The sequence below is a fragment of the Lysobacter soli genome (assembly GCF_009755585.1).
GTDB lineage: Bacteria > Pseudomonadota > Gammaproteobacteria > Xanthomonadales > Xanthomonadaceae > Lysobacter_J > Lysobacter_J soli.
On record NZ_CP046603.1, the window covers coordinates 3,933,407 to 3,958,095 of the forward strand.

The 24,689-nt window shown below is 68.4% G+C and carries 22 protein-coding genes and 1 pseudogene; 10 read left to right on the top strand and 13 right to left on the bottom strand.

Annotation, left to right across the window (positions count from 1 at the left end):
* The first annotated feature begins 75 nt into the window (after positions 1-75).
* Positions 76-738, top strand: coding sequence for a hypothetical protein (locus tag GOY17_RS17870; protein WP_157031374.1), 663 nt, complete (start codon positions 76-78; stop codon positions 736-738).
* 100 nt (positions 739-838) lie between these two features.
* Here the strand turns inward: GOY17_RS17870 and GOY17_RS19075 are convergent, their stop codons facing one another.
* From GOY17_RS19075 to coaBC, 3 genes and pseudogenes are all read right to left on the bottom strand, one after another.
* Positions 839-3,157 (bottom strand): phosphomannomutase/phosphoglucomutase, encoded by a 2,319-nt coding sequence (locus tag GOY17_RS19075; RefSeq protein ID WP_157031375.1) that lies wholly within the window; start codon positions 3,155-3,157, stop codon positions 839-841.
* Between the two features lie 14 nt (positions 3,158-3,171).
* Positions 3,172-3,630 (bottom strand): dUTP diphosphatase, encoded by a 459-nt coding sequence (gene dut, locus GOY17_RS17880; RefSeq protein ID WP_157031376.1) that lies wholly within the window; start codon positions 3,628-3,630, stop codon positions 3,172-3,174.
* Positions 3,631-3,711: 81 nt separating this feature from the next.
* Positions 3,712-4,934, bottom strand: a pseudogene (gene coaBC, locus GOY17_RS17885) (bifunctional phosphopantothenoylcysteine decarboxylase/phosphopantothenate--cysteine ligase CoaBC).
* 247 nt (positions 4,935-5,181) lie between these two features.
* Between coaBC and radC the strand changes: the two are divergent.
* The 4 genes from radC (at position 5,182) to GOY17_RS17905 (ending at position 9,267) form a co-directional block, all read left to right on the top strand.
* Positions 5,182-5,877 (top strand): RadC family protein, encoded by a 696-nt coding sequence (gene radC, locus GOY17_RS17890; RefSeq protein WP_157031377.1) that lies wholly within the window; start codon positions 5,182-5,184, stop codon positions 5,875-5,877.
* 63 nt (positions 5,878-5,940) lie between these two features.
* Positions 5,941-7,629 carry an arginine--tRNA ligase gene (argS, locus tag GOY17_RS17895; protein ID WP_157031378.1) on the top strand — a complete coding sequence of 563 codons (1,689 nt, stop codon included), beginning with the start codon at positions 5,941-5,943 and terminating at the stop codon, positions 7,627-7,629.
* Positions 7,630-8,490 (top strand): SPOR domain-containing protein, encoded by an 861-nt coding sequence (locus GOY17_RS17900; RefSeq protein WP_157031379.1) that lies wholly within the window; start codon positions 7,630-7,632, stop codon positions 8,488-8,490.
* Positions 8,491-8,871: 381 nt separating this feature from the next.
* Positions 8,872-9,267, top strand: coding sequence for a hypothetical protein (locus GOY17_RS17905; RefSeq protein WP_157031380.1), 396 nt, complete (start codon positions 8,872-8,874; stop codon positions 9,265-9,267).
* 9 nt (positions 9,268-9,276) lie between these two features.
* On the opposite strand, the gene GOY17_RS17910 is transcribed toward GOY17_RS17905, so the two are convergent.
* From GOY17_RS17910 to speA, 3 genes are read right to left on the bottom strand one after another with little or no spacing between them, the layout of a single operon-like run.
* Positions 9,277-10,131 (bottom strand): NAD(P)-dependent oxidoreductase, encoded by an 855-nt coding sequence (locus GOY17_RS17910; RefSeq protein WP_157031381.1) that lies wholly within the window; start codon positions 10,129-10,131, stop codon positions 9,277-9,279.
* Positions 10,132-10,171: 40 nt separating this feature from the next.
* Complete coding sequence (locus tag GOY17_RS17915) at positions 10,172-10,441, bottom strand: YciI family protein (protein WP_157031382.1); 270 nt, start codon at positions 10,439-10,441, stop codon at positions 10,172-10,174.
* Complete coding sequence (speA, locus tag GOY17_RS17920) at positions 10,438-12,345, bottom strand: arginine decarboxylase (RefSeq protein ID WP_157031383.1); 1,908 nt, start codon at positions 12,343-12,345, stop codon at positions 10,438-10,440. The genes GOY17_RS17915 and speA overlap by 4 nt, the downstream gene beginning before the upstream one ends.
* Before the next feature lie 187 nt (positions 12,346-12,532).
* On the opposite strand from speA, the gene speE reads away from it, so the two are divergent.
* Positions 12,533-13,387 (top strand): polyamine aminopropyltransferase, encoded by an 855-nt coding sequence (gene speE / locus GOY17_RS17925; RefSeq protein WP_157031384.1) that lies wholly within the window; start codon positions 12,533-12,535, stop codon positions 13,385-13,387.
* 228 nt (positions 13,388-13,615) lie between these two features.
* The gene (locus tag GOY17_RS17930) at positions 13,616-14,275 is read left to right on the top strand and encodes a phosphotransferase (RefSeq protein WP_157031385.1); all 660 of its coding nucleotides are present in this window, start codon (positions 13,616-13,618) and stop codon (positions 14,273-14,275) included.
* 1 nt (position 14,276) lies between these two features.
* Here the strand turns inward: GOY17_RS17930 and GOY17_RS17935 are convergent, their stop codons facing one another.
* Together GOY17_RS17935 and GOY17_RS17940 are read right to left on the bottom strand one after the other, a co-directional pair.
* Positions 14,277-15,389, bottom strand: coding sequence for an acyltransferase family protein (locus GOY17_RS17935; RefSeq protein ID WP_157031386.1), 1,113 nt, complete (start codon positions 15,387-15,389; stop codon positions 14,277-14,279).
* A gap of 55 nt (positions 15,390-15,444) precedes the next feature.
* Positions 15,445-15,783, bottom strand: coding sequence for a P-II family nitrogen regulator (locus GOY17_RS17940; RefSeq protein ID WP_115844333.1), 339 nt, complete (start codon positions 15,781-15,783; stop codon positions 15,445-15,447).
* A 190-nt stretch (positions 15,784-15,973) separates the two neighbouring features.
* On the opposite strand from GOY17_RS17940, the gene ubiK reads away from it, so the two are divergent.
* Positions 15,974-16,270, top strand: coding sequence for a ubiquinone biosynthesis accessory factor UbiK (ubiK, locus tag GOY17_RS17945; RefSeq protein WP_115844335.1), 297 nt, complete (start codon positions 15,974-15,976; stop codon positions 16,268-16,270).
* Positions 16,271-16,283: 13 nt separating this feature from the next.
* The gene (locus GOY17_RS17950) at positions 16,284-17,798 is read left to right on the top strand and encodes a YifB family Mg chelatase-like AAA ATPase (RefSeq protein WP_157031387.1); all 1,515 of its coding nucleotides are present in this window, start codon (positions 16,284-16,286) and stop codon (positions 17,796-17,798) included.
* 115 nt (positions 17,799-17,913) lie between these two features.
* Here the strand turns inward: GOY17_RS17950 and GOY17_RS17955 are convergent, their stop codons facing one another.
* The 3 genes from GOY17_RS17955 to GOY17_RS17965 form a co-directional block, all read right to left on the bottom strand.
* Positions 17,914-18,399: a hypothetical protein gene (locus tag GOY17_RS17955; RefSeq protein ID WP_157031388.1), complete on the bottom strand. Its 486-nt coding sequence runs from the start codon at positions 18,397-18,399 to the stop codon at positions 17,914-17,916.
* Positions 18,400-18,467: 68 nt separating this feature from the next.
* Entirely contained in the window at positions 18,468-18,941 is a 474-nt protein-coding gene (locus tag GOY17_RS17960; protein WP_157031389.1) for a hypothetical protein, read from the bottom strand.
* A gap of 136 nt (positions 18,942-19,077) precedes the next feature.
* Positions 19,078-20,250 (bottom strand): putative peptide maturation dehydrogenase, encoded by a 1,173-nt coding sequence (locus tag GOY17_RS17965; RefSeq protein ID WP_157031390.1) that lies wholly within the window; start codon positions 20,248-20,250, stop codon positions 19,078-19,080.
* A gap of 240 nt (positions 20,251-20,490) precedes the next feature.
* Here GOY17_RS17965 and GOY17_RS17970 point away from each other — a divergent pair, with 240 nt between their 5' ends.
* Positions 20,491-20,838: an NHLP-related RiPP peptide gene (locus GOY17_RS17970; protein WP_157031391.1), complete on the top strand. Its 348-nt coding sequence runs from the start codon at positions 20,491-20,493 to the stop codon at positions 20,836-20,838.
* Here GOY17_RS17970 and GOY17_RS17975 read toward each other — a convergent pair.
* Together GOY17_RS17975 and GOY17_RS17980 are read right to left on the bottom strand one after the other, a co-directional pair.
* A complete protein-coding gene (locus tag GOY17_RS17975) occupies positions 20,781-23,405 on the bottom strand; it encodes a putative peptide modification system cyclase (RefSeq protein WP_157031392.1) in 2,625 nt (874 codons plus the stop codon). The two genes, GOY17_RS17970 and GOY17_RS17975, sit on opposite strands and share 58 nt — an antisense overlap.
* A 22-nt stretch (positions 23,406-23,427) precedes the next feature.
* Positions 23,428-24,480, bottom strand: coding sequence for a GGDEF domain-containing protein (locus GOY17_RS17980; protein WP_115844355.1), 1,053 nt, complete (start codon positions 24,478-24,480; stop codon positions 23,428-23,430).
* Between the last annotated feature and the right edge of the window lie 209 nt (positions 24,481-24,689).

Sequence of the window (24,689 nt, forward strand, 5' to 3'; positions counted from 1 at the left end):
CTGGCGTGACTCTTGCATGATTCTGGGGGAATCCCGACAGATCCTTCGGACTTTGCTGACGTGACGAACCGCAACGTGATCCATCGCACCCTGATGAGCCGCACCGTGCCGCTGCTCGCCTGCACGCTGATGTTCGCCACCGCCGGCGTTGCGATCGCCCAGAAGGCGCCCGCCGCCGGCAAGAAGCTGTACTGCTGGAACGAGAACGGCGCCCGGGTGTGCGGCGATGCCCTGCCCGCCCATGCGGTGGACAGCGCGCGCACCGAGATCAATGCCAAGAGCGGCCTGGCCACCAAGCAGATCGCCCGGGCGCTGACGCCCGAGGAGCGCGCCGCCGCCGAGGCTCAGGCGAAGCTCGACAAGGAGAGCGCCGCGATCGCCGAAGCGAACAGCCGTCGCGAGCAGGCGATGGTCGAGTCCTACGCCACCGAGGACGACCTGCGCCGCGCATTCGGCGAACGCCAGGCGGTGATGGACGAGGCGATCAAGGCCTCGCGTCTGGGCGTCGTGGGCCGCCGCGACACGCTCGTCGCCCTGCTTCGTCGCGCCGGCGAGAACGAGCTGTCCGGCAAGCCGGTGCCCAAGCCCGCGCAGCAGAACGTGCGCATCCAGCACGACCAGCTGATCCGTCAGCAGGAACTGCTTGTCCAGCAGCTCGCCGAACGCGAAATGATCGACGAGGAACTCGCCGCCGCGCTGGAGCGCTACCACGCGCTGAAGCAACCCTCCAAGGGCTGACGCCGGACGGTCCAGGACCGGGATCGTTCAAACCAGCGCGGAAAGAAAAAGGCCGGCGGTTCGCACCGTCGGCCTTCTTCATTCCGGGGCGGCGGCCGCGTTAGAACGGCAGCGCCAGATCCGGCCGCAGCGCCAGCAGCTGGGTGCGGAAATCGGCCTTGATGCGCGCGAGCGCTTCGGGCGAATCCGCATCGAAGCGCATCACGAGCACCGGCGTGGTGTTCGACGCGCGCACCAGCCCCCAGCCGTCCGGGAAGTCCACGCGCAGGCCGTCGATCGTCGACAGGCGCGCGCCCTCGAACTTGGCCTCGTCGCGGAACCACTCCACGAAGCTGTGCGGGTCGCCATCGGGCGCGTCGACCTTGATCTCGGGCGTCGAGATGCCGTTGGGCAGCGCGCCGAGGGTTTCGCTCGGGCTGCGCGGCGACGCGGCCAGGATCTCCAGCAGGCGCGCGGCGGCGTAGATACCGTCGTCGAAGCCGTACCAGCGCTCCTTGAAGAAGAAGTGGCCGCTCATCTCGCCGGCCAGTTCCGCGTCGGTCTCGCGCATCTTGGCCTTGATCAGCGAATGGCCCGTCTTCCACATCAGCGGGCTGCCGCCGTGGCGCAGGATGTGCCCCGGCAGGCGACCGGTGCACTTCACGTCGAACAGGATGACCGCGCCCGGGTTGCGTTCGAGCACGTCGGCGGCGAACAGCATCAGCAGGCGGTCCGGGAAGATGTTCTCCCCCTCGCGCGTCACCACGCCCAGGCGGTCGCCGTCGCCGTCGAAGGCGATGCCGACGTCCGCTTCCAGGCGCTGCACCATGCGGATCAGGTCGGTGAGGTTGTGCGGCTCGCTCGGGTCCGGATGGTGGTTCGGGAACGTGCCGTCGATGTCGCAGTACAGCGGCGTCACGTCGGCGCCGATGGCGGCCAGCACGCGCGGGCCGATCTCGCCGGCCACGCCGTTGCCCGCATCGACGACCACGCGCAGCGGGCGGTCGATCTGCACGTCCGAGGCGATGCGCTGGACGTAGTCCTCGGAGATGTCGCGCTGGACGAGCGAACCCAGATCGCCCAGGTGCAGGCGGTCGTCGGCGATGCGCGCGTAGAGGTCGGTGATCGTGTCGCCGGAGAGCGTCTCGCCGCCGACCACGATCTTGAAGCCGTTGTAGTCCGGCGGATTGTGGCTGCCGGTCACCGACACGCAGGAGCCCGCGCGCAGGTGGTAGGCGCCGAAGTACACGACCGGCGTCGGCGCCAGGCCGATGTCGATGACGTTGCGCCCGGCCTTGCGCAGGCCGGCGATCAGGCCTTCGACCAGCGCCGGACCGGACAGGCGGCCGTCGCGGCCGACGACGATGTCGGTCAGGCCCTTCTCGTGCATCAGCGAACCGATCGCATGGCCGATGAGCTCGGCGACGCCGGCGTCCAGCGTCTGCCCGACCACGCCGCGGATGTCGTAGGCGCGGAAGATGCCGCGGTCGATGGCGATGGACGGAACAGGGGCGGCGGGCTTGGGCGGAGTCACGGGAGCGGTGGCCTGGACAGGGGGATTGGCCTCCATGCTCTCCGCAAGCGTCTGAACGGCTCCTTCATCTTCCTCAGCGGCCGCCTTGCCCCTGGCGGCGAATTTCGGCGCGCGCCACGCGAGGAAGGCCAGCAGCACGAACACCGCCGCGGCAATGAAGCATCCCAGCGCCTCCATGCCGAACGGGCCGCCAGCCACATCAGGCACTGCGGCGGCCACGCGCAGGTCGCTGCCCGGAACCTTGGCCGCCAGCGCCTCGGCGCCGCCGGACAGGCCCTTGTCGCCACGCTCGATCGCGCTGTAGCCGCCCTGGCGCAGGGCGAGGTAGCTGTCATCGGACACATCGACCTGCGACAGGCCGGCCCCGATACGGCTGATGGGCAGGCGCACATACGCCACGCCGACGGTCTTGTCGCCGACGTGCGCCGGCGCTGCCAGCGCCAACTGCGGGCCGCCGTTGTGCTGGACCAGGCCGGAGACCGGACGCCCCGCGGCGACCGCTGCTTCAATCACGCCCAGCCGACCGTAGCCGCCCTTCGGCAATGCCGCGTACTCGGCAGCGAGGTCCAGCGGCAACACCGCGGCATCGCTTGCGCCGTTCCAGCCCTTCCCCAGCTCCTGCGAAGCTGCCGCCAGATCGCCGGCAGCGAGCGCCGCCTGCAGCGTCGGCGACGCGAGACGATCGGTGAGCTGCCTCTGTTCCACGCCCAGCGCCTTCACGGCGCCTTCGACGGCGGCGTTGCGCGCCTCGGTGATCGACAGCCGGCGCGAGCCGTCCCGGTGAAGCTGGTAGCCGCTCCACGCGAAGAACGCCGCCAGCAGCGCGAACAGCGCGATCACCGCCGGGATCAGCACCTTGAGCTGCGCGGCGCCGGCGGCCAGTTGTCCCTTTTCCAGACCCTTCATTCCCATCCCCTTTGTCAGCGCACGCCCGTGTGGCCAAAGCCACCCGTGCCGCGGGCGCTGGTTTCGAATTCGTCCACCACCGCAAGCTCGGCCCGCACGATCGGCAGGATCACCAGCTGCGCGATACGGTCCCCCGGCTGGATCGTAAAAGCCTCACGGCCCCGGTTCCAAACGCTGATCAGCAGCGGCCCCTGGTAGTCGGCGTCGATCAGCCCCGTGCCGTTGCCAAGCACGATGCCGTGCTTATGCCCCAGGCCCGAGCGTGGCAGGATCACCGCGCACATCGTCGGATCGCCCAGGTGGATCGCCAGCCCCGACGGCACCAGCGCCGCATCGCCCGGCTGAAGCGCCAGCGGCTCCTCCAGCGCGGCGCGCAGGTCGAGCCCGGCGCTCGCCGGCGTGGCGTAGCTCGGCAGCGGCCATTCCCCGCCGAAGCGTGGGTCGAGGATCTTCAGTTCGAGCGTGTGGTTCATGCGGTCCGTCGTGAAGGTGCGCGCGGTATCGTACCCACGCGATGTCGTGTTGGAGACGCAAGCATCGTGCCAACGGCACGGTCAGGCGGGCATTCGCGCGGCGATCAGTTCCAGCAGGTCGTCGGCGAGCGACGTCTTCGGCGCGGGGCCGAGCACGTGGCTGGCACCGTCGACCGCGAAGACCGACAGCATGTTGTCGTCGCTCTCGAAACCGCTGCCCGATACGCCGACGCGGTTGGCGGCGATCAGGTCCAGGCGCTTGTTCTCGAGCTTGCCGCGCGCGTAGGCCTCGACGTGGTCGGTTTCGGCCGCGAACCCCACCACCAGCCGCGGCCGCTGCGCGTGCGAGGCGATGTCAGCCAGAATGTCGCGCGTGCGGACCAGCGTCAGGTTCAGCGTGTCCTGTCCGGCGGTCTTCTTGATCTTGTTCGACGCCGCCTGCGCGGGCGCGAAATCCGCGACCGCCGCGGCGCCGATGTAGATGTCGGCCGGCAACTGCGAAAGCACCGCCGCGTGCATCTGCGCGGCCGAACGCACGTCGATTCGCGTCACGCCCGCAGGCGTCGGCAGCGACACGGGGCCGGCGACCAGCACGACGTTGGCACCGAGCCGCGCGGCCGATTGCGCCACGGCGAAGCCCATCTTCCCGCTGCTGCGGTTGCCGATGAAGCGGACCGGATCGATGTCCTCGTAGGTCGGACCGGCGCTGACGACGATGCGCAACCCGCGCAGGCGTTCGGCCGCGCTCATGCGAGGGCCTGCCCGATTGCAATGAGGATTTCCGCCGGCTCGCTCATGCGTCCCGGCCCGGACTCGCCTTCGGCGAGCGGCCCGTCGTTCGGTCCGACGATCTGCACGCCGCGCTCGCGCAATGTCGCGATGTTCGCCTGCGTGGCCGGATGCAGCCACATGCGGTGGTTCATCGCCGGCGCTACGGTGATGGGCGCGGTTGTCGCCAGGCACAACGTCGTGACGAGGTCGTCGGCGAATCCGTGCGCGAGCTTGGCGAGCGTGTTCGCCGTTGCCGGCGCGATGACGACGCGGTCGGCCCAGCGCGCCAGTTCGATGTGGCCCATCGCGGCTTCGGCCGCGGCATCCCACAGCGAGGTGCGCACCGGCACGCCCGAGAGCGCCTGGAAGGTCGTCGTGCCGACGAACTGCTGCGCGTTCTGCGTCATCGCCACGGTCACCTCGCAGCCGGCCTCGCGCAGGCGGCGTACCAGTTCGGCCGACTTGTAGGCGGCGATCCCGCCGCACACGCACAGCAGGATCTTGGTTCCGCTCAGGGAGCGAGGCTCGACCATCTGGAAAATACCTACCGCCGAATCAGCGTTTAGCTTACCCGAACGACCTGCCCAGCCCGCCTGTGCGCGCCGCGACGACGCGATGGAATACGCATACGGCGGGCGGCCGTCACACGAACGCGGTGGTGCGGGTTCGGCGTGCGGCGCCGCGGGTGGTGCTCAGTGGTGCATCGCCTGCAGCGGCGCAACGGCGGCCGCCCGCCCACTTCCGCGCAGCACTGCCGGTCTTTCCCAGCATTCGGTCACCATGGACGCATCCATCCGCCCCCTCCACATCCGCGAATGGCCGACGGACGAACGTCCGCGCGAACGGCTGCGCGCCTATGGCGCCAAGGCGTTGTCCGACGCCCAGTTGCTGGCGATCTTCCTGGGCTCCGGGCTGCGCGGCCGAGATGCGGTGACTACCGCACGCGACCTGCTGCACGCGCATGGACCGCTGCGCACGTTGCTGGAACAGCCGGCCGATGCGTTGTCGAAGCTGCCGGGGCTGGGGCCGGCGCGCGCGTGCCGGCTCGCCGCGGCGCTCGAACTCGGGCATCGCTTCCTCGGCGCGGAGCTCGAACGGGGCGCGGTGCTGAGCGATCCGCATGCGGCCGGTCGCTATTTCGCGCAGCGCCTTCGCGGCCGGCCACATGAGGTCTTTGCCGTGCTGTTCCTGGATACCCGCCATCGGGCGATCGCGTTCGAGGAGCTGTTCCAGGGCACCATCGACGGCGCCCAGGTTCATCCGCGCGAAGTGGTGCGTCGCGCGCTTTCCCTCAACGCGGCCGCCGCGATCTGCGGACATAACCACCCCAGCGGCAATCCCGAGCCCAGCGCGGCGGACCGCACCATCACCGCGCGCCTGAAGGAGTCGTTGGCGCTGGTCGACGTGCGGCTGCTCGATCACATCGTGGTCGGCGACGGGACGCTGGTCTCGCTGGCGGCGCGAGGCTGGGTGTGAACGGCCGGCTCCGCGGGCCCGCTCGCGTACAATGCCCGGTCCCGCAGCACCCCGCAGAATCCCGTGAAATCCACTCTCCGCGCCCTCGTGGCGCAGGCGATCGACGCCCTCCGCGCCGCCGGCACCCTGCCGGCCGACCTCGTCACGCCCGAGTTCGTCATCGAGCGTCCCAAGAACGCAGGTCAAGGCGATTTCTCCACCAACGCCGCCATGCTGCTCGCCAAACCCGCGCGCTCGAATCCGCGCGCGATGGCGCAGGCGCTGGTCGATGCGCTGCCGGCGAACGCCGACCTGGCCAATGTCGAGATCGCCGGCCCCGGCTTCATCAACTTCCACGTCGACGAAGCCGCGTGGCGGCGCCAGATCGGCCAGGTGCTCGAACAGGGCGCGGCCTACGGTCGCAACGAGAGCGGCAAGGGCCATCGTGCCGGCGTGGAATACGTGTCGGCCAATCCGACCGGTCCGCTACACGTGGGCCACGGTCGGGCGGCGGTGATCGGCGACTGCATCGCGCGCGTGCTCGATGCCAACGGCTGGAACGTGGCGCGCGAGTTCTACTACAACGATGCCGGCGCGCAGATCAACAACCTCGCCATTTCGGTGCAGGCACGCGCGCAGGGCCACGGTCCGGAACATCCCGACTGGCCGGAAGACGGCTATCGCGGCGACTACATCAAGGACGTCGCGGCGGCCTACCTGCGCGGCGACAGCGTCGAGGTGGAAGGCCACGTCGTGACGGGCGCGAAGGACGCGAACGATCTCGATGCGATCCGGCAGTTCGCCGTCGCATACCTGCGTCGCGAACAGAACCTGGACCTGGAAGCCTATGGCGTCTCGTTCGACGTCTACTTCCTGGAGTCCTCGCTCTACACCGACGGCAAGGTCGAGGAGACCGTGCGCGAGCTCGTCGCCCACGGCCACACCTACGAGGAAGGCGGCGCGCTGTGGCTGCGCACCACCGACTTCGGCGACGACAAGGACCGCGTGATGCGCAAGTCCGACGGCACGTACACCTACTTCCTGCCGGACGTCGCCTATCACCTCAGCAAGTGGCAGCGCGGCTACGAGCGCGCGATCACCGAGCTGGGCGCCGACCACCACGGCTCGCTCGCCCGCGTGCGCGCCGGCCTGCAGGCGCTGGATTGCGGCATCCCGACCGGCTGGCCGGAATACGTGCTGCACCAGATGGTCACTGTCATGCGCGGCGGCGAGGAAGTGAAGCTGTCCAAGCGCGCCGGCAGCTACGTCACGCTGCGCGACCTGGTCGACGAAGTCGGCCGCGATGCGACGCGCTGGTTCCTGATCGCCCGCAAGCCCGATTCGCAGCTGACTTTCGACATCGACTTCGCGCGCAGCCAGTCGCTCGACAACCCGGTGTACTACGTGCAGGTCTCGCATGCGCGCATGTACGGCCTGATGCGCCAGCTCAAGGAGCGCGGATTGTCGTTCGACGCGGCCAACGGCCTCGCCCAGCCACTGGATCTGGACGACGTCGCCGCGCGCGAACTCATCGCCACGCTGCTGCGCTATTCCGACGTCGTCGAGACCGCCGGCCGCGACCTGGAACCGCACCAGATCGCTGCCTACCTGCTCGAACTGGCGCAGACGTTCCAGACGTACTACAACGACCACCAGTTCCTGGTCGACGACGCCAACACCCGCGATGCGCGTCTCGTGCTCGCGATGGCGACGCGGCAGGTACTGGCCAACGGTCTCGAACTGCTGGGCGTCAGCGCCCCCGAGGTGATGTAAGTGGCGGCGAAACGAGGCAAGTCCCAGGCACGACGCAATTCCGGCGGCGACAGCGGCCTGCCCGGCTGGGCCTGGATGGTGCTGGGCATCCTGCTGGCGGTGGTCGCGATCCTAGTCGCGCCGAAGTACTTCAAGTCCGGCGGTGACGGCTTCTTCCGCCCGCAGCCCAACCCCGACGCGCAGCCGGCCACGGCCAGTGGCGCGGACGAGGAGGCCATCGCCGAAGACGCCACGCCTGTCCCGGCCAAGGGGAAAGGAAAGAGCACGCAGGACGAAGCGGCGAAGAAGGACACCGACTACGACTTCTACACGCTGCTGCCGGGCAAGGAAGTGCCGATGACGGATGCCGAGCTCGCGGCCAGCGAAAAGGCCGAGGCGAAGCGTGCCGCGGAGCGCGAGAAGCAGGCGCGCCCGTCGGCCGATGACGCCGACGCCGCGGCGACGCCGGCAACGACTGCGCAGACCGCTGCGCTGCCGCGCCCTGTCGAGACCGACACCGTCCCGTCGCGGACGCCGACCACGGGCAGCGCCGCCACGCCGGCGGCCACGGCGTCGAGCGCGCCGTCCGAGGCGAAGGCCGCGACGACCGCCGCCACGCCGGCCACGTCCTCAGCGGCTACCGACGACGGCACCCGCTACCTGCTGCAGGCCGGTGCGTTCCAGGCGTCGGGCCAGGCAGAGGAAATGAAGGCGCGCATCGCGATGCTCGGCCTCAGCGCGCGCGTCGAATCGGCGGCCATCAACGGCAGCACGGTGTACCGCGTTCGCATGGGACCGTACGGCACGGCGAGCGATCTCGCGGATGCCAAACGCAAGCTCGCCGGCGGTGGCCTGCAGGCGATGGCCATCAAGGTGAAGTAGCACCTGCCATCGGCCGCGGCCCATCCGCGCCAATGACGAATCGGGGGCCCGCGCACGCGGGCCCTTTTTTCTCCAGGAGCTTGCCGTTGACGGAAGTGGCGGCGCCTTCCCGCGCGGGCGAGGGGTTGGGGTTTAGGGCCGGGGCGTTCGCGCTGCTCTCCACGCTCGCGCGGATGGCAGAAGCAAAATGGATTCCAGCGTTCGCTGGAATGACGCTGGTGTTTCGGCTGGCCGAACAGACGGCCCCAAACCGATCAGCCACCACAAACCACCGTTGATCCGGTCAACGCGTGCACAAACCGGCGAGGCGCGACCGCGGTCACCGCCGTCGCGTCATTCCGCGGCTAGACTGCCGGCCGCGACGGGATCTCTGGGGAACGGATGGACAAGCGCACTCTGTCGGGCTGCATCGCCGCGTTGGTCGGCTTGATGCTGTTCACGCTCATCGGCTACGTGTTCGGCGCGAAGCTGCAACACGTGCAGGCCACGCCGTGGGGCCAGTTGCCGCTGCTGGACGTAATCGGCGTATTCGTTTCGATGGTTGCAGGCGGCGTCCTCGCCGGCCGCCGCTTCGCGTGGTTCGCCGTCGGCCTGATCGCCCTGATGTGGTTCGCGATCGTGTTCGTGCTGGTGTCGGTGCAACCGGAAATGACGCTCGCGAAGGTGCTGCGCTTCAATCGCCTGGCGATCGGATCGAGCCTGCTGCTCGCATGGCTCGGCGCCTTCGTGGGCGCGCGCCTGAAGGAACGGCCCAGCGCCCGGCGCGGGACCGCGTAATCGAGCGCCTCAGCCGCCGCGCTTGAGCGTGATCAGCGCGGACGTATCCGATTCGCCCTGTCCGCGTTCGATCAGTTCGGCGTAATCGGCCAGCGCCTGTTCGACCGTGCTCATGCGCACACCGGTATCGCGGGCGATCGCCGCGACGATGCGCAGGTCCTTGAGCATGTGCGCGCACTTGAAGCCGGGGCTGAACTCGTCGCGCAGCATCGTCGCGCCGCGTTTGTCGAGGAACCAGTTGTTCGCCGCGCCAGCCAGCAGCGTCGGCAGCAGCTTTTCGGGATCCAGCCCCAGCTTCTCGCCCAGCGCCAGGCCTTCGCAGACGGCTTCGTTGATACCTGCCACGAGCACCTGGTTCACGGCCTTCGTCGCCTGGCCGGCGCCGGTCGCGCCCATGTGGCTGATGCGCGCCGCGTAGCTTTCGATCACCGGGCGTGCGACTTCCAGCACGTCCGCGTCGCCGCCGACCATCACCGACAGCTTGCCGTTCCGCGCGCCTTCCACGCCGCCGGACACCGGCGCGTCCAGGAAACCGATGTTGTGCTGCGCCAGCTGCGCGGCGCAGCGGCGTGCGGTATCCACGGCGACGGTGGAATGGTCGATTACGATCGCGCCCGGCTTCAGCACGTCCGCGAGCGCGGCGACGTTTTCCAGCACGTCGGCATCGAGCGACACGCACAGCACCACGACATCGCAATCGGCGAAGTTCGCGCCGGAGCGCGCCGCGCGCACGTTCAGCTCCGCGGCGAGCGCGTCGGCCTTGGCCTGGGTGCGGTTGCCCACCGCGGTGAGCAGGCCCTTGGCGTGCACGTAGCGGGCCATCGGGGCGCCCATCGCACCGAGGCCAATGAAGCCAACTTTCATCTGCTTGTTCCGTTGATTGATTGAGAAGAGCGCCGGCCGTTCAGGGCGCGGCGTTCCATTCGTGCACGGTCACTTCCGAGGAACCGCGGACGTGGAGCGGATCGGCGAACGCGATGGCTTCAGCCTCCGCCAGACTACCCGCCCGGACGATGTACGCGCCGCCACTCCTGTCGGAAAACGGACCGGCCAGCTCCAGCCGGCCTTGCCCGCGCAGCGCGTCCAGGTGCGCGTGGTGCGGGCCGATCACCGCCTCGTCGAAGGCCGCCGTGCGGCGTGCCAGGACGAGGTACCGCCTTCGTTCCCCGCTCATGCCAGCGGCACGTCGTCGAGGTAGGTGTAACCGGTGAGACCGCTTTCCAGCGCGGCGTCCAGACGCGCCGACTCGTCGGACGGCAAGCTGGCGGCGGCGACCTTCTCGCGATACGCCGCGCGCAGGTCGTCGAGCCGGTAGCCGACGTAGTCGAGCATCACGTCGGTCGTGTCGCCGCGACGCTGCTGCGTCAGCCTGTAGCCCTTGCCCTGCGTGTCGCCGTCGCCTTCGATACGCACTTCCACGGCGTCGGTGTCGCCGAACAGGTTGTGGATGTCGCCCAGGATTTCCTGGTACGCGCCGACGAGGAAGAACCCGATGCGGTACGTCTCGCCCGGACGCTGCGCGTGCAGCGGCAGCGAGGTGTCCAGGCCCTCGTTCTCGACGTAGGTCTTCACCGTGCCGTCGGAATCGCAGGTCATGTCGGCCAGCACGCCGCGGCGCGTGGGTTCCTCGTCCAGGCGTTCGATCGGAACGATCGGGAACACCTGGTCGATCGCCCACACGTCCGGGATCGATTCGAACACGCTGAAGTTGACGAAGTACTTGTCGACGAGGCGGTCGTTGAGTTCGTCCAGCAGCTCGCGGTGGCTCTTCTCGTCGTAGCTCAGGCGCTTACGCACCGAGTGCGCGATCGCGTAGAACAGGTCGTCGATGCGCGCGCGATGCACCAGGTCGAGCTGGCCCAGCGCGTACAGCTGCAGGCCTTCGGCGTGGTGGTGCTGCGCCTCGTGGAACAGCTCCACCGGCGGGCGCTGCTCCAGCTCGCTGTAGACCTCGCGCAGGTGGCGGATCACCGCCGGCTCGTCGTCGTGCACGTCGGGGATGCGGCCTTCCGGCGCTTCCTCGACTTCGGCCACATTTGCCACCAGCACGGCGTGGTGCGCGGTCATCGCGCGGCCGCATTCGGTGACGATGCGCGGCGGCACCAGCCCGTGCTCGGCGCAGGCGTCCGACAGCGGCTGCACGATGGAGTTGGCGTACTGCTGCACGCCATAGTTGATCGAGCAGAAGCCGCGCGAACGCGTGCCTTCGTAATCGATGCCCAAGCCACCGCCGACGTCCATGTAGCGCACGTTGGCGCCCAGGCGCGAGAGCTCGACGAAATAGCGCGTCGCCTCGCGCATGCCGTTGGCGATGTCGCGCACGTTGGAGATCTGCGAGCCCATGTGGAAGTGCAGCAGCTGCAGCGAATCGGTCATGTCCGAATCGCGCAGCTTCTTCCACAGATCCAGCACCTGGCGCGGCGAGAGGCCGAACTTCGCCTTGTCGCCGCCGCTGTTCTGCCACTTGCCCGCGCCAAGCGAGGCGAGGCGCATGCGCACGCCGAGGCCCGGCTTCACGCCGAGCGCCGCGGCTTCATCCATCACCAGCGCCAGTTCGGAGGGCTTCTCGATGACGATGAAGGTCTCCAGCCCGAGCTTGCGGCCGATCAGCGCCAGGCGGATGTATTCGCGGTCCTTGTAACCGTTGCAGACGATCAGGCCGCCCGGCCGCGACAGCGCGAGCACGGCCATCAGTTCCGGCTTGCTGCCCGCTTCGAGGCCGAAGCCTTCGCCGGTGTGCGACGCGAGCGTGCCGGCGACGCCGCGATGCTGGTTCACCTTGATCGGATACACCGCCGTGTAGCCGCCGGCGTAGCCCCAGTCGGCCTGCGCCTGCGCGAAGGCGCCCTGCAGCTTGCCCAGGCGGTCGCCGAGGATGTCCGGGAAGCGCACCAGCAGCGGCAGCTTGGCGCCGTTGGCCTTGGCGGCGTCGACGACCTGCGGAAGCGAGATCGCCGGGCCCTTCTCGCCGCGCGGCCGCACGACGACCTGCCCGTTCGCGCCCACGTCGAAATAGCCTTCCGACCAGTGCGGGATCGAGTAGGTCTTGCGGGCCTGATCGAGCGACCAGTGGGACATCGGCGCGGTTCCGGGGGAGGCGGGGGGACGCGCATTCTACAGCCCGGGGACGGACGGTCCCGTCGCCCGGGCCGATCGGCGACGAATCCGGCCCGTAACACGCTCTCCGCTACAATGCCGCCCCTTTTCCCGCCGCCCCGGCCCGTCGACGACGGCGTTCGGACGGCCTTTCCCCTGGGACGCGCGCATGAGCACCAACACTTCCTGGCATTACGAGAACTTCGACCCGACCGGTTCGGCGATCGGCTACCGCATCACCCGGAAGCTGGACGAAGTGCAGTCGCCGTTCCAGAAGATCGAGATCTTCGAGAGCACCGACTGGGGCAACCTGATGCTCATCGACGGCGCGATGATGCTGACCACGAAGGACAACTTCTTCTATCACGAGATGATGTCCCACCCGGCGTTGTTCACGCACACCAACCCCGAGAACGTGGTGATCATCGGCGGCGGCGACTGCGGCACGCTGCGCGAGGTGCTCAAGCACAAGGGCGTGAAGAAGGCCGTCCAGTGCGACATCGACGAGCAGGTCACGCGCATGGCCCAGAAGTGGTTCCCGGAACTGTGCGACGCCAACGACGACCCGCGCGCGACGCTGCTGTTCGACGACGGCATCGCCTACATGAAGAACTGCGAACCGGGCTCGCTGGACGTGGTGATCGTGGACTCCACCGACCCGGTCGGCCCGGCCGAGGGCCTGTTCAACAAGGCCTTCTTCGAAAGCTGCTTCCGCGCGCTGAAGGACGACGGCATCCTGGTCCAGCAGTCCGAATCGCCGCTGATGCTGCTCTCGCTCATCAAGGAAATGCGCGCCGAGATGGGCAAGGCCGGCTTCACCACGTTCCAGACGCTGCCCTTCCCGCAGCCGTGCTACCCGACGGGCTGGTGGAGCTGCACGCTGGCGCGCAAGGGACAGGGTTTCGATTTCCGCGTGGCGGACGCCCGCGCGAAGGACTTCGACACCAAGTACTACACCGCCGACGCGCACCAGGGCGCCGCGGTGCTGCCGCCGTTCGTGGCGGCGGAGCTGGACGGCCGCTGAGGTTCCCGCTCCGATCCATCCAAGGCCCCGCTCCGGCGGGGCTTTTTTATTGGCGCGAACCGATGCGTGCCTTGTGCCAAATGTGGTGCGGCCGCGGAACGGTGAGTGCCGCAGGGGCGCGTCGACGACTTCGGTCGCGTCATTAAAATTTCAATAACTGAACCGTCCGGTTCAGAGAACCGCCGCGCCGCCCTCCCCCGAGCACGACGCGCGTCGCCGGATCCCCCGATGAACGCCTCCACCCTGCCGCGCGACCCCCGGTCGCTGCCGCCCGATGTTCGCCTGCTCAAGCGTGGCGAACGTTTCCTCGAACCCGACGTCTACGTGCTCGACGTCGACGGACGCCCCGCCGTGGTCAAGGACTACGGGCGGTATCGCCGCACGCCACTGTCGCTGCCCGCGCGGCTGCTCGTGCGGCGCGAGGCGCGCGTCCTCGACCGCCTGCGCGGCTGGCGCCATGCGCCGGCGCTGCTGGGCACGATCGGTGGCCTCGCGCTGGGCATCGAGTTCATTCCTGGCCAGACGCTGGGCGAGGTCGCCCTCGACGCCGGTTCGCACGTGTTCCAGCAACTGCGCGGCGCGGTCGCCTCGCTGCACGCGGCGGGGATCACGCACAACGACCTGCATCCGGCGAACGTGCTGGTTGCCGGCTCGACACCAGTGCTGATCGATTTCGCCTCCGCCATGCGCACCCCGCGGTGGCTGCGCTGGTTGCCGCTCGCGCGCGAGCTGCGCCGCAGCGACCTGGCCAACGTCGCGAAGATGCGCCAGCGCCTGACCGGGCAGGGCCCCAGCGCGCGCGAGGCCGAACTGCTCGCGCCGCCGCGCTGGGTCGACGCGATCCGCCTGGGGTGGAAGCGCGTCTACCGGCGGATCAAGGGCGGCTGACTCAGGCCGCCGCGTCGGCCAGCCGCAACCGTGCGGCGTGGCGACGACGTTCGCGCAGGCGCAGGAAGGGGCGCTCGACGGCGTAATGCAGCGCGGCGCCACCGGCGAGCGTCGCCACCGCATATACGGCGAACGTCGCGAAGCCCTGTCCCACGAGCGCGTCGCCCCACGTGCGATCCACCGCGGCGAACACGAGCTTGTGGCTCAGGTAGAGGCTGTAGGAGATCGCGGCTATCCACCCCGCGCCGGGCAGCGCGCGGCGTCCGATCCAGCTTCGCGAACTCGCGCCGGCCACCACGAGGCAGGCAATGGACCACGACAGCACCGGCCAGCCGACCGCATTGCCCACCAGACCGGTGCGCTGCGCGAACAGCCAGAACGCCAGCGCCATGCCGGCCAGGCCGAGCATCAGGAACGCGTTGCCCGAGCGCGTCAGGCGCTCCCACGTGGCCGGGCGGTACACCGCGATCACGGCGAGCACCACGCCCGCGAGCAGCCCGTCGAGGCGGCACCACGTCGGGTAATACAGGTCCTCGACGAACCACGGCCGGTCGGGCTGCACGGCGTCGTAGTGAAGCCACGTGCCGGTACGCACCGCGATGCCGGCGACCACGACGAACGCGCACAGGCCGACGAACTTCGCGACCGAAGGCCGCTTCGCCATGAATACGGCAAGCGCGGGGAACACGAGATAGAAGTGCTCCTCCACGCAGAGCGACCACGCGTGCGAGAACGCCTGCTGGGTGCCGTAGTCGACCAGCAGGTTGAAGGTGAAGGTCGCGAACATCCACCACGGCGCCAGGCCGTCGGCTTCACGCCATTGCGGCAACGCGACGTAGATCGCGAGCACCACGACGAACGCCGGCAGGATCCGCCAGGCGCGCCGCGCGTAGAAGTCGCCGAAGGAGAGGCGCTCGCCGCGCGCGAGCGGCGCCAGCACCTGGCGGCCGATGAGGAAGCCGCTCAGCACGAAGAAGATGTCCACGCCCATCCAGCCGTAGCGCTCGAGCCATTTGAAGTCCGGCCCGAGTCCGCCGACGAGGAAGGAATGGAACAGCATCACCCACACCACCGCGATCGCGCGGAGCAGGTCGAGTCCGGGAAGGCGCGTCATGACGTCCTTTTCGATGGATGGCCTGCCGGCGTCGCCGGCGTACGGCGGAGTGGAGTTACAGCGCGTCGCCGTCCAGCTCGCCGGTGCGGATGCGCACGGCGCGTTCCAGGTCCCAGACGAAGATCTTGCCGTCGCCGATCTTGCCCGTGCCGGCGGCCTTCATGATCGCCTCGACGACGCCGTCGACCTGCTCGTCGGTCACGGCGACTTCCAGCTTGATCTTGGGCAGGAAGTCGACCACGTACTCGGCGCCGCGGTAGAGCTCGGTATGACCCTTCTGGCGCCCGAAGCCCTTCACCTCGGTCGCGGTGATGCCCGCCACGCCGGCCTCGGCGAGCGCTTCGCGCACGTCGTCGAGCTTGAACGGCTTGATCACCGCCATGACCATCTTCATCGCTACGTTCTCCTGCGATCGCCTTCGATCGTGGCGGGAGGATAACGAAGACGGTGCCGCCCCGGGTGGGGTCTCGGGTAGAGTGACGCCACTTTCGGACTTCCCCCACATTCCGCCGCGGCCCATGCCGACGGCGTCCTCACGGCCGACCCCCCACTCTGGCGGGAACACCCGAGGACCATCCCTCACCATGATCGACCTGAATCCCATCGACGATCTCGCCCGCCGCCTGAGCACCCTGGTTCCCCCGAGCGTCCGCGAAGGGCGCGAGGAACTGCAGCAGAACTTCAAGGCCGTGCTGCAGTCCGGGCTGGCCAAGCTCGATCTGGTGACGCGCGAGGAGTTCGAAGTCCAGCGCGCGGTCCTGCTGCGCACACGCGAGAAGCTCGAAGAGCTGCAGCGCACCGTCGCCGAACTGGAGACGCAGCTCTCGCAGTCCGAGCCGCCGTCCTCGCAGTCCGGGACGCTTTCGCAGCCGCACCACTAAGCGGCCAAATCCCATGAACCTGGCACTCGTGCACAGCCGTGCACGATCGGGCGTCCGTGCGCCCGCGGTACGCGTTGAAGTGCATCTGGCGGGCGGATTGCCCGCGATGTCGATCGTCGGATTGCCCGAGGCGGCGGTACGCGAATCGAAGGATCGCGTGCGCGCGGCGATCCTTTGCGCGCAGTTCGAATTCCCCGCGCGCCGCATCACGGTGAACCTCGCGCCGGCCGACCTGCCCAAGGACGGAGGCCGCTTCGACCTGCCCATCGCGCTGGGCATCCTCGCGGCCAGCGGGCAGATCCCGCTGGAGGCGCTGGCCGACGGCGAATTCCTTGGCGAGCTCGGACTCACGGGCGAACTGCGCGCGGTCGACGGCGTGCTGCCGGCCGCGCTGGCCGCCGGCGATGCCGGACGCCAACTGATCGTCCCGGCCGGGAACGGCCCCGAGGCCGCGCTGGCCAGCCGCGTCGAAGTCCGCACGGCGCGCACGTTGCTGGAAGTCTGCGCACACCTCACGGGTCGCAAGCCGCTTCCGTTCGCCGAAGCACCCGCACTTGAACGCACGCCCGGACCGGACCTCGCCGACGTGCGCGGCCAGTCCCAGGCGCGACGCGCGCTGGAGATTGCCGCGGCCGGCGGTCACCACCTTCTTCTGATCGGCCCGCCCGGTTGCGGCAAGACGTTGCTGGCGTCTCGCCTCCCGGGCCTGTTGCCGGAGGCGACCGAAAGCGAAGCGCTGGAAGCGGCGGCGATCGCGTCCGTCAGCGGACGCGGGCTCGATCCGGCGCGTTGGCGCGAGCGGCCCTTCCGATCGCCGCACCACACCGCCAGTGCGGTCGCGCTGGTCGGCGGTGGCGCGCAGCCGCGGCCGGGCGAGATCTCGCTTGCGCACCAAGGCGTGCTCTTTCTGGACGAATTGCCCGAATGGGATCGCCGCGCACTGGAAGTCCTGCGCGAACCGTTGGAGTCCGGCGTCATCACCGTGTCGCGCGCGGCGCGCAGTGCGGAATTTCCGGCGCGATTTCAGCTCGTGGCGGCAATGAATCCCTGCCCCTGCGGCTGGGCCGGCGACCCGTCCGGGCGATGCCGCTGCAGTCCGGACGCGGTGCGACGCTATCGAGGCCGCGTGTCGGGGCCGCTGCTCGATCGCATCGACCTGCATGTCGAAGTCGCGCGCCTACCGCCCGCCGCGCTGCGACCCGACGCGCCCGCCGGCGAATCCACCGGCACCGTCCGCACACGCGTCGTCGAAGCCCGCGCGCGGCAGCATGCGCGGGCAGGCAAGACCAACGCCGTGCTCGACCAGCCCGAGACCGCAGCCGCGTGTCGGCTCGCCGACGCCGATCGGCTGCTGCTAGAACGCGCCGTGGACGCCCTGCAGCTGTCGGCACGCTCGATGCACCGGATCATGCGTGTCGCACGAACGATCGCCGATCTCGATGGCGCGGACGCCATCGGTACGGCGCACCTGACGGAAGCTATTTCGCTACGGCGCGCAACGCGCGCGATCGAAGCCGCGGTGGCGTGAGCCGCGATCGTGTGGAATTGCTGGATCGATCGCACCGCGGCTGGCGGGCAACAGCGCCCACCCGAACCCGCTCATGGACGTATCGCGTTGCGTCGGCTAGAACCCCTGGCGGTGATCAGCCGCAGCGATCGCCGCACACCTTCGGGCGATCCAGGTAGTCGCGCGCGCCTTCGCGTGCCTCGCGCTTCTCGGCTTCGGTGCCACAGCGGGTCACCTTCATCGTGGTACCGGACGCGCGCTCACGCCAGCAGACCTGCTTTTCATCGTAGCCGGCGCGTGTGTTCTTCACTTCGGCGTTGATCCGCTCCAGTGCGTTCTCGAGCCGGACCTTGTCGTCCATCGACAGTTGATCGAGCGTGGTCTTGCCTTCCGTTACCGCGAAGACATCCACCTGCGCCTTGCGGATCGCGTTGACCTGGCGCGTCGTCAGGCCGTCGGTCTTGCCAGCGTCGAGATCGCGCTTGAGTTCCTGCTGCTGCGCGAGGATGCGTTCGAGCTTCTGCGGTGGCGGCGAAGCGTCGTCCTGTGCGATCGCTGCGAGCGGCGACGAGCACGCGATCGCCAAGGCCAGCCACACTCCCCAGTGCGCTTGCTTGTTCATGCAATCCCCCTGCCGATGCCGCAGGAGCCGGCGGGCCGGCTCCGGTTACGACGCCAGATGCGTCGCGATCAGTTGCTCTTGCAGTCCATGCAGCTGCCGCGGGAATCCATCATGTTGCGTGCCGCTTCGCGCTCTTCGCGCCACTGGGTAGCGGTCTTGCAGACGCGCTCCTTGCGGGTGCTGCCGAGCACCGGGCGACGTTCGCAGACCATGCGGTCTTCGCCATCGTTGTTCACAACCGCTTCGATCCACTCCAGCGTGTTGAAGACTTCGGTCTTCTGCTGGTCGTTCAGTTCGGCCGTGGAATGCTTGCCTTCGATGGTCTGCAGCATGCGCGCCTGCTTGGTCAGCAGCTCGTTGCGCTGCGAGCTCGACAGGTCCTTGTAGCGACCGGTGCGCGCTTCCACGCCGTCGCGGATCTCGGTCTGCTGGGTACGGATGTCGTCGAGCATCAGCACGCGGCTGTCGACGGACGCGAACGCGGCCGGGGCGACGAGCGCCAGGCTCAGGAGGGCGGCGGAAACGAAGCGGATGGCACGCATTGCGACAATCCTTGTGGTGGGCCTCCAAACATAGCGCGCCAGATTTGGCAATGTCGACTGCCTAGACCCGCAAAATCGGCCATTCAGCCGCGAAGCGCCGGCTTTTGATAGTCGCCCGGCGCCGCAGCCTTCGGCGTCAGCCGTCCGCCCGTTGCCAGACACGCTCTGCCGGGTCCAGCTCGGCCGTCTCCATCACGGGCCCGCGCCAGCCGAAACCGCAGATCGCCAGGGCGCCCTGGTGGATCGGGTCCAGGCCGAAAGCCTGCTCCAGCTCGACCTCGTTGATCGCGCCGGTGATGAACGCGCCGAGTCCGGCGTCGGTCGCGGCCAGGTACAGCGTCTGCGACAGGTGACCGCCCTCCAGCGCGATTACGCGATAGCCCTTCGCGTGGTGCCGGTATTTCCAGAAGGTTCGATCGAAGCGCGGAGAGAGCAGCACCACGACGTGCGCGTCGGCGAACCAGTGCTGCTGCGCGACCATGTCCATTACGAACTCGCGCAGCGGCTTGGCAGGCGACGGCAACGGTTCGAGCGCGTGCTCCTGCGACTGGTAGTGATACAGGCCGGGCGCGACGCCGTCGACGTGCTGCACGATCAGGTAGCACTCCATCGGGTGCAGGCCGCCGCCGGACGGCACGTTCTTCTTCAGGAACACCGTGTCGTCGGTGACGCGCACTTCCGCCTGCGCGGCGAACACGCGCTGCAGCACCTGCGCGAACGTGTCGAACGGCAACGTGCGCGACGCATCGAAATTGCGGCAGGTCGCGCGACGCGCCAGCAGGTCGTCGAACGAGGTCGGCGCGATGCGCGGAAGCCGCACGCGCGCATCGTCATCGACGCGGCGCGCCGCTTCCACCGGCGGCGCACCCAGCACCTGCCGCATTGCGACCGCGGTTTCGGTGCCGCTGTCCTTCTGGTTCTGCACGGTGTCCACGCCGCTCCATCGCGTGAACGCGTGCAGCGTTGCGGCGAGCGGATGCCAGTACGTGCGACGCAGCGATTCGTCGCGTCCGCGCAGGTCGGCGTGTTCGGGCGCGTCGCTGACCACCAGGCCTTCGCGCAGCAGGCGCGCGAGCGTATCCGCCTCGGCCTCTATCGAATCCGCGTCGATCCATTGACCAGGGCTAAGCACGCCGAGCAGTTCGCGCTCGTCGCCATCGACCTCGACTTCCTGGCCCAGATGCGGCGCGAGCGCGAGCCAGCGCCGCTCGCGATTGAGCCCATCGCCGCCGGTCAACAGGAGGGAAAGATCGAACTCGACCTGTTCCCGCGGCTCGAAATACACCACTCCACAACGACGGATACGCATGCCTGGTTCCCTTCGGCGAAGCCGCTACTGTGCGTGCGCGCGCTGTTCCGCGGAAGGGGGAGCGCACCGTCGAAACGCAAGCCGACATGCAGAGTCGGCGAAACCTGTTAGCGCTCCCTGGCCGGGCATTTGCCTTCCGCACGTCGGACGCCATACGTCCGCGGTTGTGACAGCACGCACATACCGGTTAGATTTTGCCGGATTGGCCCGCAACGGGCTCTTTGACGGGGAAGATTGGGGATGAACAAGCCGCTGACCGCACCGCTGGACCCGGCTCTGGCCGACCGGCTCCTGGATCTGCTGAGCACCGATGACCTGTTCCGCGAGCGCTTCCAGCGCGACCACCTCGCCGCGCTGCGCACGATCGGCTACGAATCGCCGACGCCGGGGCAGATGACGGCGTGCGGCGAAGTGTCGCCGGCGGTCGCGATGGAGCCGTTCCGGGACTGCAAGGTTCGTGATCTGGTGTCGAAGGAAGTGGTCAAGGCCGCTCGTGAGGAGATCCGCACGATGCTACTGCGCGGCTTGAATCAGACGGTTCCCAATCTGGACGTGGTCACCGCTGACTCGCGCTGGGTGCGCAAGTAACTCGGAAGGGCTTCGGTCGCCCACCAGGCGTCGAAGCTCTTCAGTTTGGCATCGGCCTCGTTCGCCTTGCCCATTTTTTTCAGGAACTGCGCTTCCAAAAGCGCAGCGATGTTGCTGTCGGCCACATTCAGCGCTTGTAGGCACTGGCCGCACTTGAGTTCCATGAAGGCCGCGCCGCGCTTACGTTGCAACCACTGCGCGTGTTCGACGGCTTCGGCGAACTCGCCGGCATCCGCCGCAGCGTGCATTAGAACCACCCTCGTCTGATAGCGCTCATTGCCGGTCAAATACGGCCGCAGCAGCGCCAGTGCTTCATTGGGCTTCTTCTGCGCACGCAGTCGGGCGGCGCGCATCACTTCGGAGAGCTCGCGCAGGCTCGTCGCAACCATAAGGGAAGATTGGCGCTGCAACGCTTCCTCCACCTTCGCCGCCACGGAATCGTCACCGACACGCAATGCAATCAGCGCGGCCCCAATGGCGAGCGCAGCGTCATCTTCCGCATACGGGTTGGCGCTGTCGTTCAAGGCCAAGATGGCCCGCTCCGCGGCCTGCCGAGCCATTCGTCGTGCACCGGATTCGTCATCGGCCAGCCAGCTTGCGGTCGCAGCAGGGATCAGGAAGGCGCGAGCATCGAAGCCGCCAGCCTCCTCTGCCATTCTCAGTGCGGTTCGAGCCGACTTTTGCGCTTCGTTCCAGTCAGCCCTGTCGACTGCGACCGACACCTTTTCAATGTAGCCGTGGAGATCCTGCAGCGGGACCTTCTGCAGGGCCTTTTCGGCGCTGTCGTAGCGTCGTTGCGTGGCGCTTAGTGCAGCCTGCCTGCGAAGACTGCCTTGGCGCCCCAGCGCTACTGCACGGTCGAACGAGGCGGAAGCATCGGCGTATTTTTCAGTCGCCAATTGGAGGCGCCCGAGAATATCGAGGTTGCTGCCGATGTATTCATATTGTTCGGAAGTCGCTGCCTTCGCATAAGGCAATGCTTCTTCGTACCGGTTGTCTTCGTAGAGCCATAGGGCAGCATTGCCCTGGGCCGGGTGGTAGTCAGGATAGACCTTCGCCAGTTCGATCCACTTCGCTGCGGCCTTTGCCGGTGCGTCAAACCGTGCTGACCACGCATCGAGGTACATGCGTTCGCGCGGTGCTAGGTGGTCGCGGAATTTTTGAGCCTCACGGAGGGGCACGAGCGCCTTGTTCAGGTCCTCCCGGCCGAAGGTGACACGCACCTGACCCAGCCAAGCCAACGCGAACTTCGGGTCGAGGGCCGTCGCGCGTTCGAAGAATTGCTGGGCCTCGTCGTAGTCGCCGCGCGAAAGCGAGCGCTGACCGAGACCGAATGCCCGCAATGCGTCGAGGCTTCCCGTGGTGACGGTTGGCAGGGGCGCCGAATCATCCTTTATAGAGGCAAGCTGCTCTCCGAGTCGCTCGCGTAGAACACTGGTCACCGCATCGATGGATGTCAGCGTCGAGTCGGCTCCAACACCTTCGTTTGATTCGGCATAGATCGTCGTCTGCGTATGCGGATCGATGATCTCCGCGCTCACGCGCACCTTGCCGCCCACTTCGGCGACCGTCGGCAGGATCACCGCACGCGCTCCATCACGCAGCGCGATTTCCGATGCGATGGCGCGGTCGAGGATGGTGTCGGGCTTGAGCTGCATGCGCGCGAGCGTGTCGCGTGCCTTCAGGTCGCTCAGCACGTTGACGTAGCGCGACTGCTCCAGGCTGATGCGGAACGCCTGTTCGAGCGAGTCGTCGAGCACGCTCTGCCCGGTGAGGTTGCGAAGGTCCGCAACGACGACCCAGTCACGCTGGTTGAAGGCGATCGCCGGCGCCGGGCGCGTGGCGAACCAGACGCCCACGCCGATGCCGGCGATTATCGCGGCCTCGGCGGCGAGCGCGGCGGGGCGACGCCACAGCGGCAGGTCGCGCCAGGCCTTGGGCGTGTTCGGCGGCATGCGCAGCGGCGCAATGCCGGGTTCGCCGACTTCGTAGATCTGCTGCCCGTCGGGCACGCCCTTGAAGCGCCAGCGGCCGTGCGATTTCCACAGCAGGTGCTGGCCGCGTTCGCCCAGTTCGCGCGCGGCGCGATGCGCCAGCGGTTCGGCGACGGCCGACAGCAGGATCTGCCCGGGGCGCGCCATCGCCATCAGGCGCGCGGCCATGGGCTTGGCGAGGCCTTCGACTTCGAGCGGCTTGGCGCCGACCTGCACCGCTTCGTCGCTGTTGCGCCAGGTGAGCACTTCGCCGACATGCAGGCCAGCGCGCGCGCGCAGCTCAAGCCGGCGCGCGTCGCCCATCTCGCGCAGTTCGCGCACGTAGTCGAGCGCGAAGCCCAGCCCGTCGATGGGGCGTTCGAACAGCAGCAGCAGGCCGTCGGACCGGTCGATCAACCGTCCGCGCCAGCGCTGCTGCAGATCCAGCACCAGTCGATCGTGGTCGCGGAACAGCGTGGCCGCCTGCACGTCGCCGATGCGCTCGACCAGCGTGGTCGAATCGCACAGGTCGGTCAGCAGCAGCGTGCGCAGCTGTGGCGCTTCGATCGAGGGGCGATGGGTCATCTCGTTCATCGCGTCCTTCCGCTCCGTCGGCTCAGGCCGAAGTCAGTTCCATGTCGTGCCAGTGCACGCGGTTGCCGCCCAGGCGCTTGGCCTGGTACAGCGCCGCGTCGGCGTGGGCGTATCCATCGTTCCAGTCGCGCGCGGGGTCGATGAGGCAGGCACCGACGCTCAGCGGGCACATCAGCGGCGTGCCGTGCGACATCTGCATCAGGCCCTGCGCGGTGGAGACGATGAAGTCGCCGAAGCGCATCACCTCCTCGCGCTGGTCCGACACCACCAGCAGGCAGAACTCGTCGCCGCCGATGCGGCAGGCGAGATCCTCGGGCCCCGCGACCGAGCGCAGGATGTTCGCCACGCCCTGCAGCACGCGATCGCCGATCAGATGGCCGTGGTCGTCGTTGACCTGCTTGAAGCGGTCGCAGTCCACCAGCAGCAGGCCCATGCTTCGCTGGGCGCCCTGTTCGCGACGTTCCTGCAGGTGCAGCGTGAGGCCGCGACGGTTGTACAAACGCGTGAGTTCGTCCGTGCGGACGAGCTCTTCGGTCTGGTTGAGCTGATGCGTCGCGGCGTACAGGCTGTCGAGCGCGGACTGGAGCTCTTCGTTGCGACGACGCAGGCGGCGGATCAGGCTCTGCTCGTTCAGCACCACGCGCAGGATCGCGCGGCGCAGGAAATACGACACCAGCCCCGGGTCGCGATCGACCAGACGCTGGAATTCCTCGTGGCGCAGTTCGATCAGCAGGCCGTCGCTGGCGGCCACGGCGTCGGCGCTCCGGACGTGGTCGCCGATTAGCAGGCCGAGTTCGCCGAAGAATTCGCTGGGGCCCAGGCGCTTGCCGACGAGGTCGTCGCCGAAATCCAGGTCCACCACGCCGCGGGCGATGACGAACATCGTCGTGCCCAGTTCACCCCGGCGGAACAGCAACTGGCCGGCTTCGACACGGCGCGGGCGACCCAGTTCGGCGAACAGCTCGTATTCCGCTTCGGTGAGCACCGCCGTCGCCACGTCCGCAGGCGCCGAGCCGTACTTGCCGGAGTTGATGGAATCGCGCGTCCGGAGAGACGCCGCGCTGTCACGAGTCATCCAACGAGGGCCCAGTCCCTGGGGAGGCTGGAGAATAGCACCGGAATCCAGTGTGAAACGGACTGGGCCGCCGGGACCGGACGCGTGGGCCTGAATGCGCTGGAGCGCGGGGTCGACCGCTGTCTTGAAGCCCCTCTCCCGCTTGCGGGAGAGGGGTTGGGGCGAGGGGCGACGCCCGCCCTCATCCGCCCTGCGGGCACCTTCTCCCG

Bases quoted from the DNA above. Each gene is read 5' to 3' on its own strand.
- GOY17_RS19075 (WP_157031375.1), bottom strand. From the start codon at position 3,157: ATGAAGGGTCTGGAAAAGGGACAACTGGCCGCCGGCGCCGCGCAGCTC.
- dut (WP_157031376.1), bottom strand. From the start codon at position 3,630: ATGAACCACACGCTCGAACTGAAGATCCTCGACCCACGCTTCGGCGGG.
- radC (WP_157031377.1), top strand. From the start codon at position 5,182: ATGGACGCATCCATCCGCCCCCTCCACATCCGCGAATGGCCGACGGAC.
- GOY17_RS17905 (WP_157031380.1), top strand. From the start codon at position 8,872: ATGGACAAGCGCACTCTGTCGGGCTGCATCGCCGCGTTGGTCGGCTTG.
- GOY17_RS17910 (WP_157031381.1), bottom strand. From the start codon at position 10,131: ATGAAAGTTGGCTTCATTGGCCTCGGTGCGATGGGCGCCCCGATGGCC.
- GOY17_RS17915 (WP_157031382.1), bottom strand. From the start codon at position 10,441: ATGAGCGGGGAACGAAGGCGGTACCTCGTCCTGGCACGCCGCACGGCG.
- speA (WP_157031383.1), bottom strand. From the start codon at position 12,345: ATGTCCCACTGGTCGCTCGATCAGGCCCGCAAGACCTACTCGATCCCG.
- speE (WP_157031384.1), top strand. From the start codon at position 12,533: ATGAGCACCAACACTTCCTGGCATTACGAGAACTTCGACCCGACCGGT.
- GOY17_RS17930 (WP_157031385.1), top strand. From the start codon at position 13,616: ATGAACGCCTCCACCCTGCCGCGCGACCCCCGGTCGCTGCCGCCCGAT.
- GOY17_RS17935 (WP_157031386.1), bottom strand. From the start codon at position 15,389: ATGACGCGCCTTCCCGGACTCGACCTGCTCCGCGCGATCGCGGTGGTG.
- GOY17_RS17940 (WP_115844333.1), bottom strand. From the start codon at position 15,783: ATGAAGATGGTCATGGCGGTGATCAAGCCGTTCAAGCTCGACGACGTG.
- ubiK (WP_115844335.1), top strand. From the start codon at position 15,974: ATGATCGACCTGAATCCCATCGACGATCTCGCCCGCCGCCTGAGCACC.
- GOY17_RS17950 (WP_157031387.1), top strand. From the start codon at position 16,284: ATGAACCTGGCACTCGTGCACAGCCGTGCACGATCGGGCGTCCGTGCG.
- GOY17_RS17955 (WP_157031388.1), bottom strand. From the start codon at position 18,399: ATGAACAAGCAAGCGCACTGGGGAGTGTGGCTGGCCTTGGCGATCGCG.
- GOY17_RS17960 (WP_157031389.1), bottom strand. From the start codon at position 18,941: ATGCGTGCCATCCGCTTCGTTTCCGCCGCCCTCCTGAGCCTGGCGCTC.
- GOY17_RS17965 (WP_157031390.1), bottom strand. From the start codon at position 20,250: ATGCGTATCCGTCGTTGTGGAGTGGTGTATTTCGAGCCGCGGGAACAG.
- GOY17_RS17970 (WP_157031391.1), top strand. From the start codon at position 20,491: ATGAACAAGCCGCTGACCGCACCGCTGGACCCGGCTCTGGCCGACCGG.
- GOY17_RS17975 (WP_157031392.1), bottom strand. From the start codon at position 23,405: ATGAACGAGATGACCCATCGCCCCTCGATCGAAGCGCCACAGCTGCGC.
- GOY17_RS17980 (WP_115844355.1), bottom strand. From the start codon at position 24,480: ATGACTCGTGACAGCGCGGCGTCTCTCCGGACGCGCGATTCCATCAAC.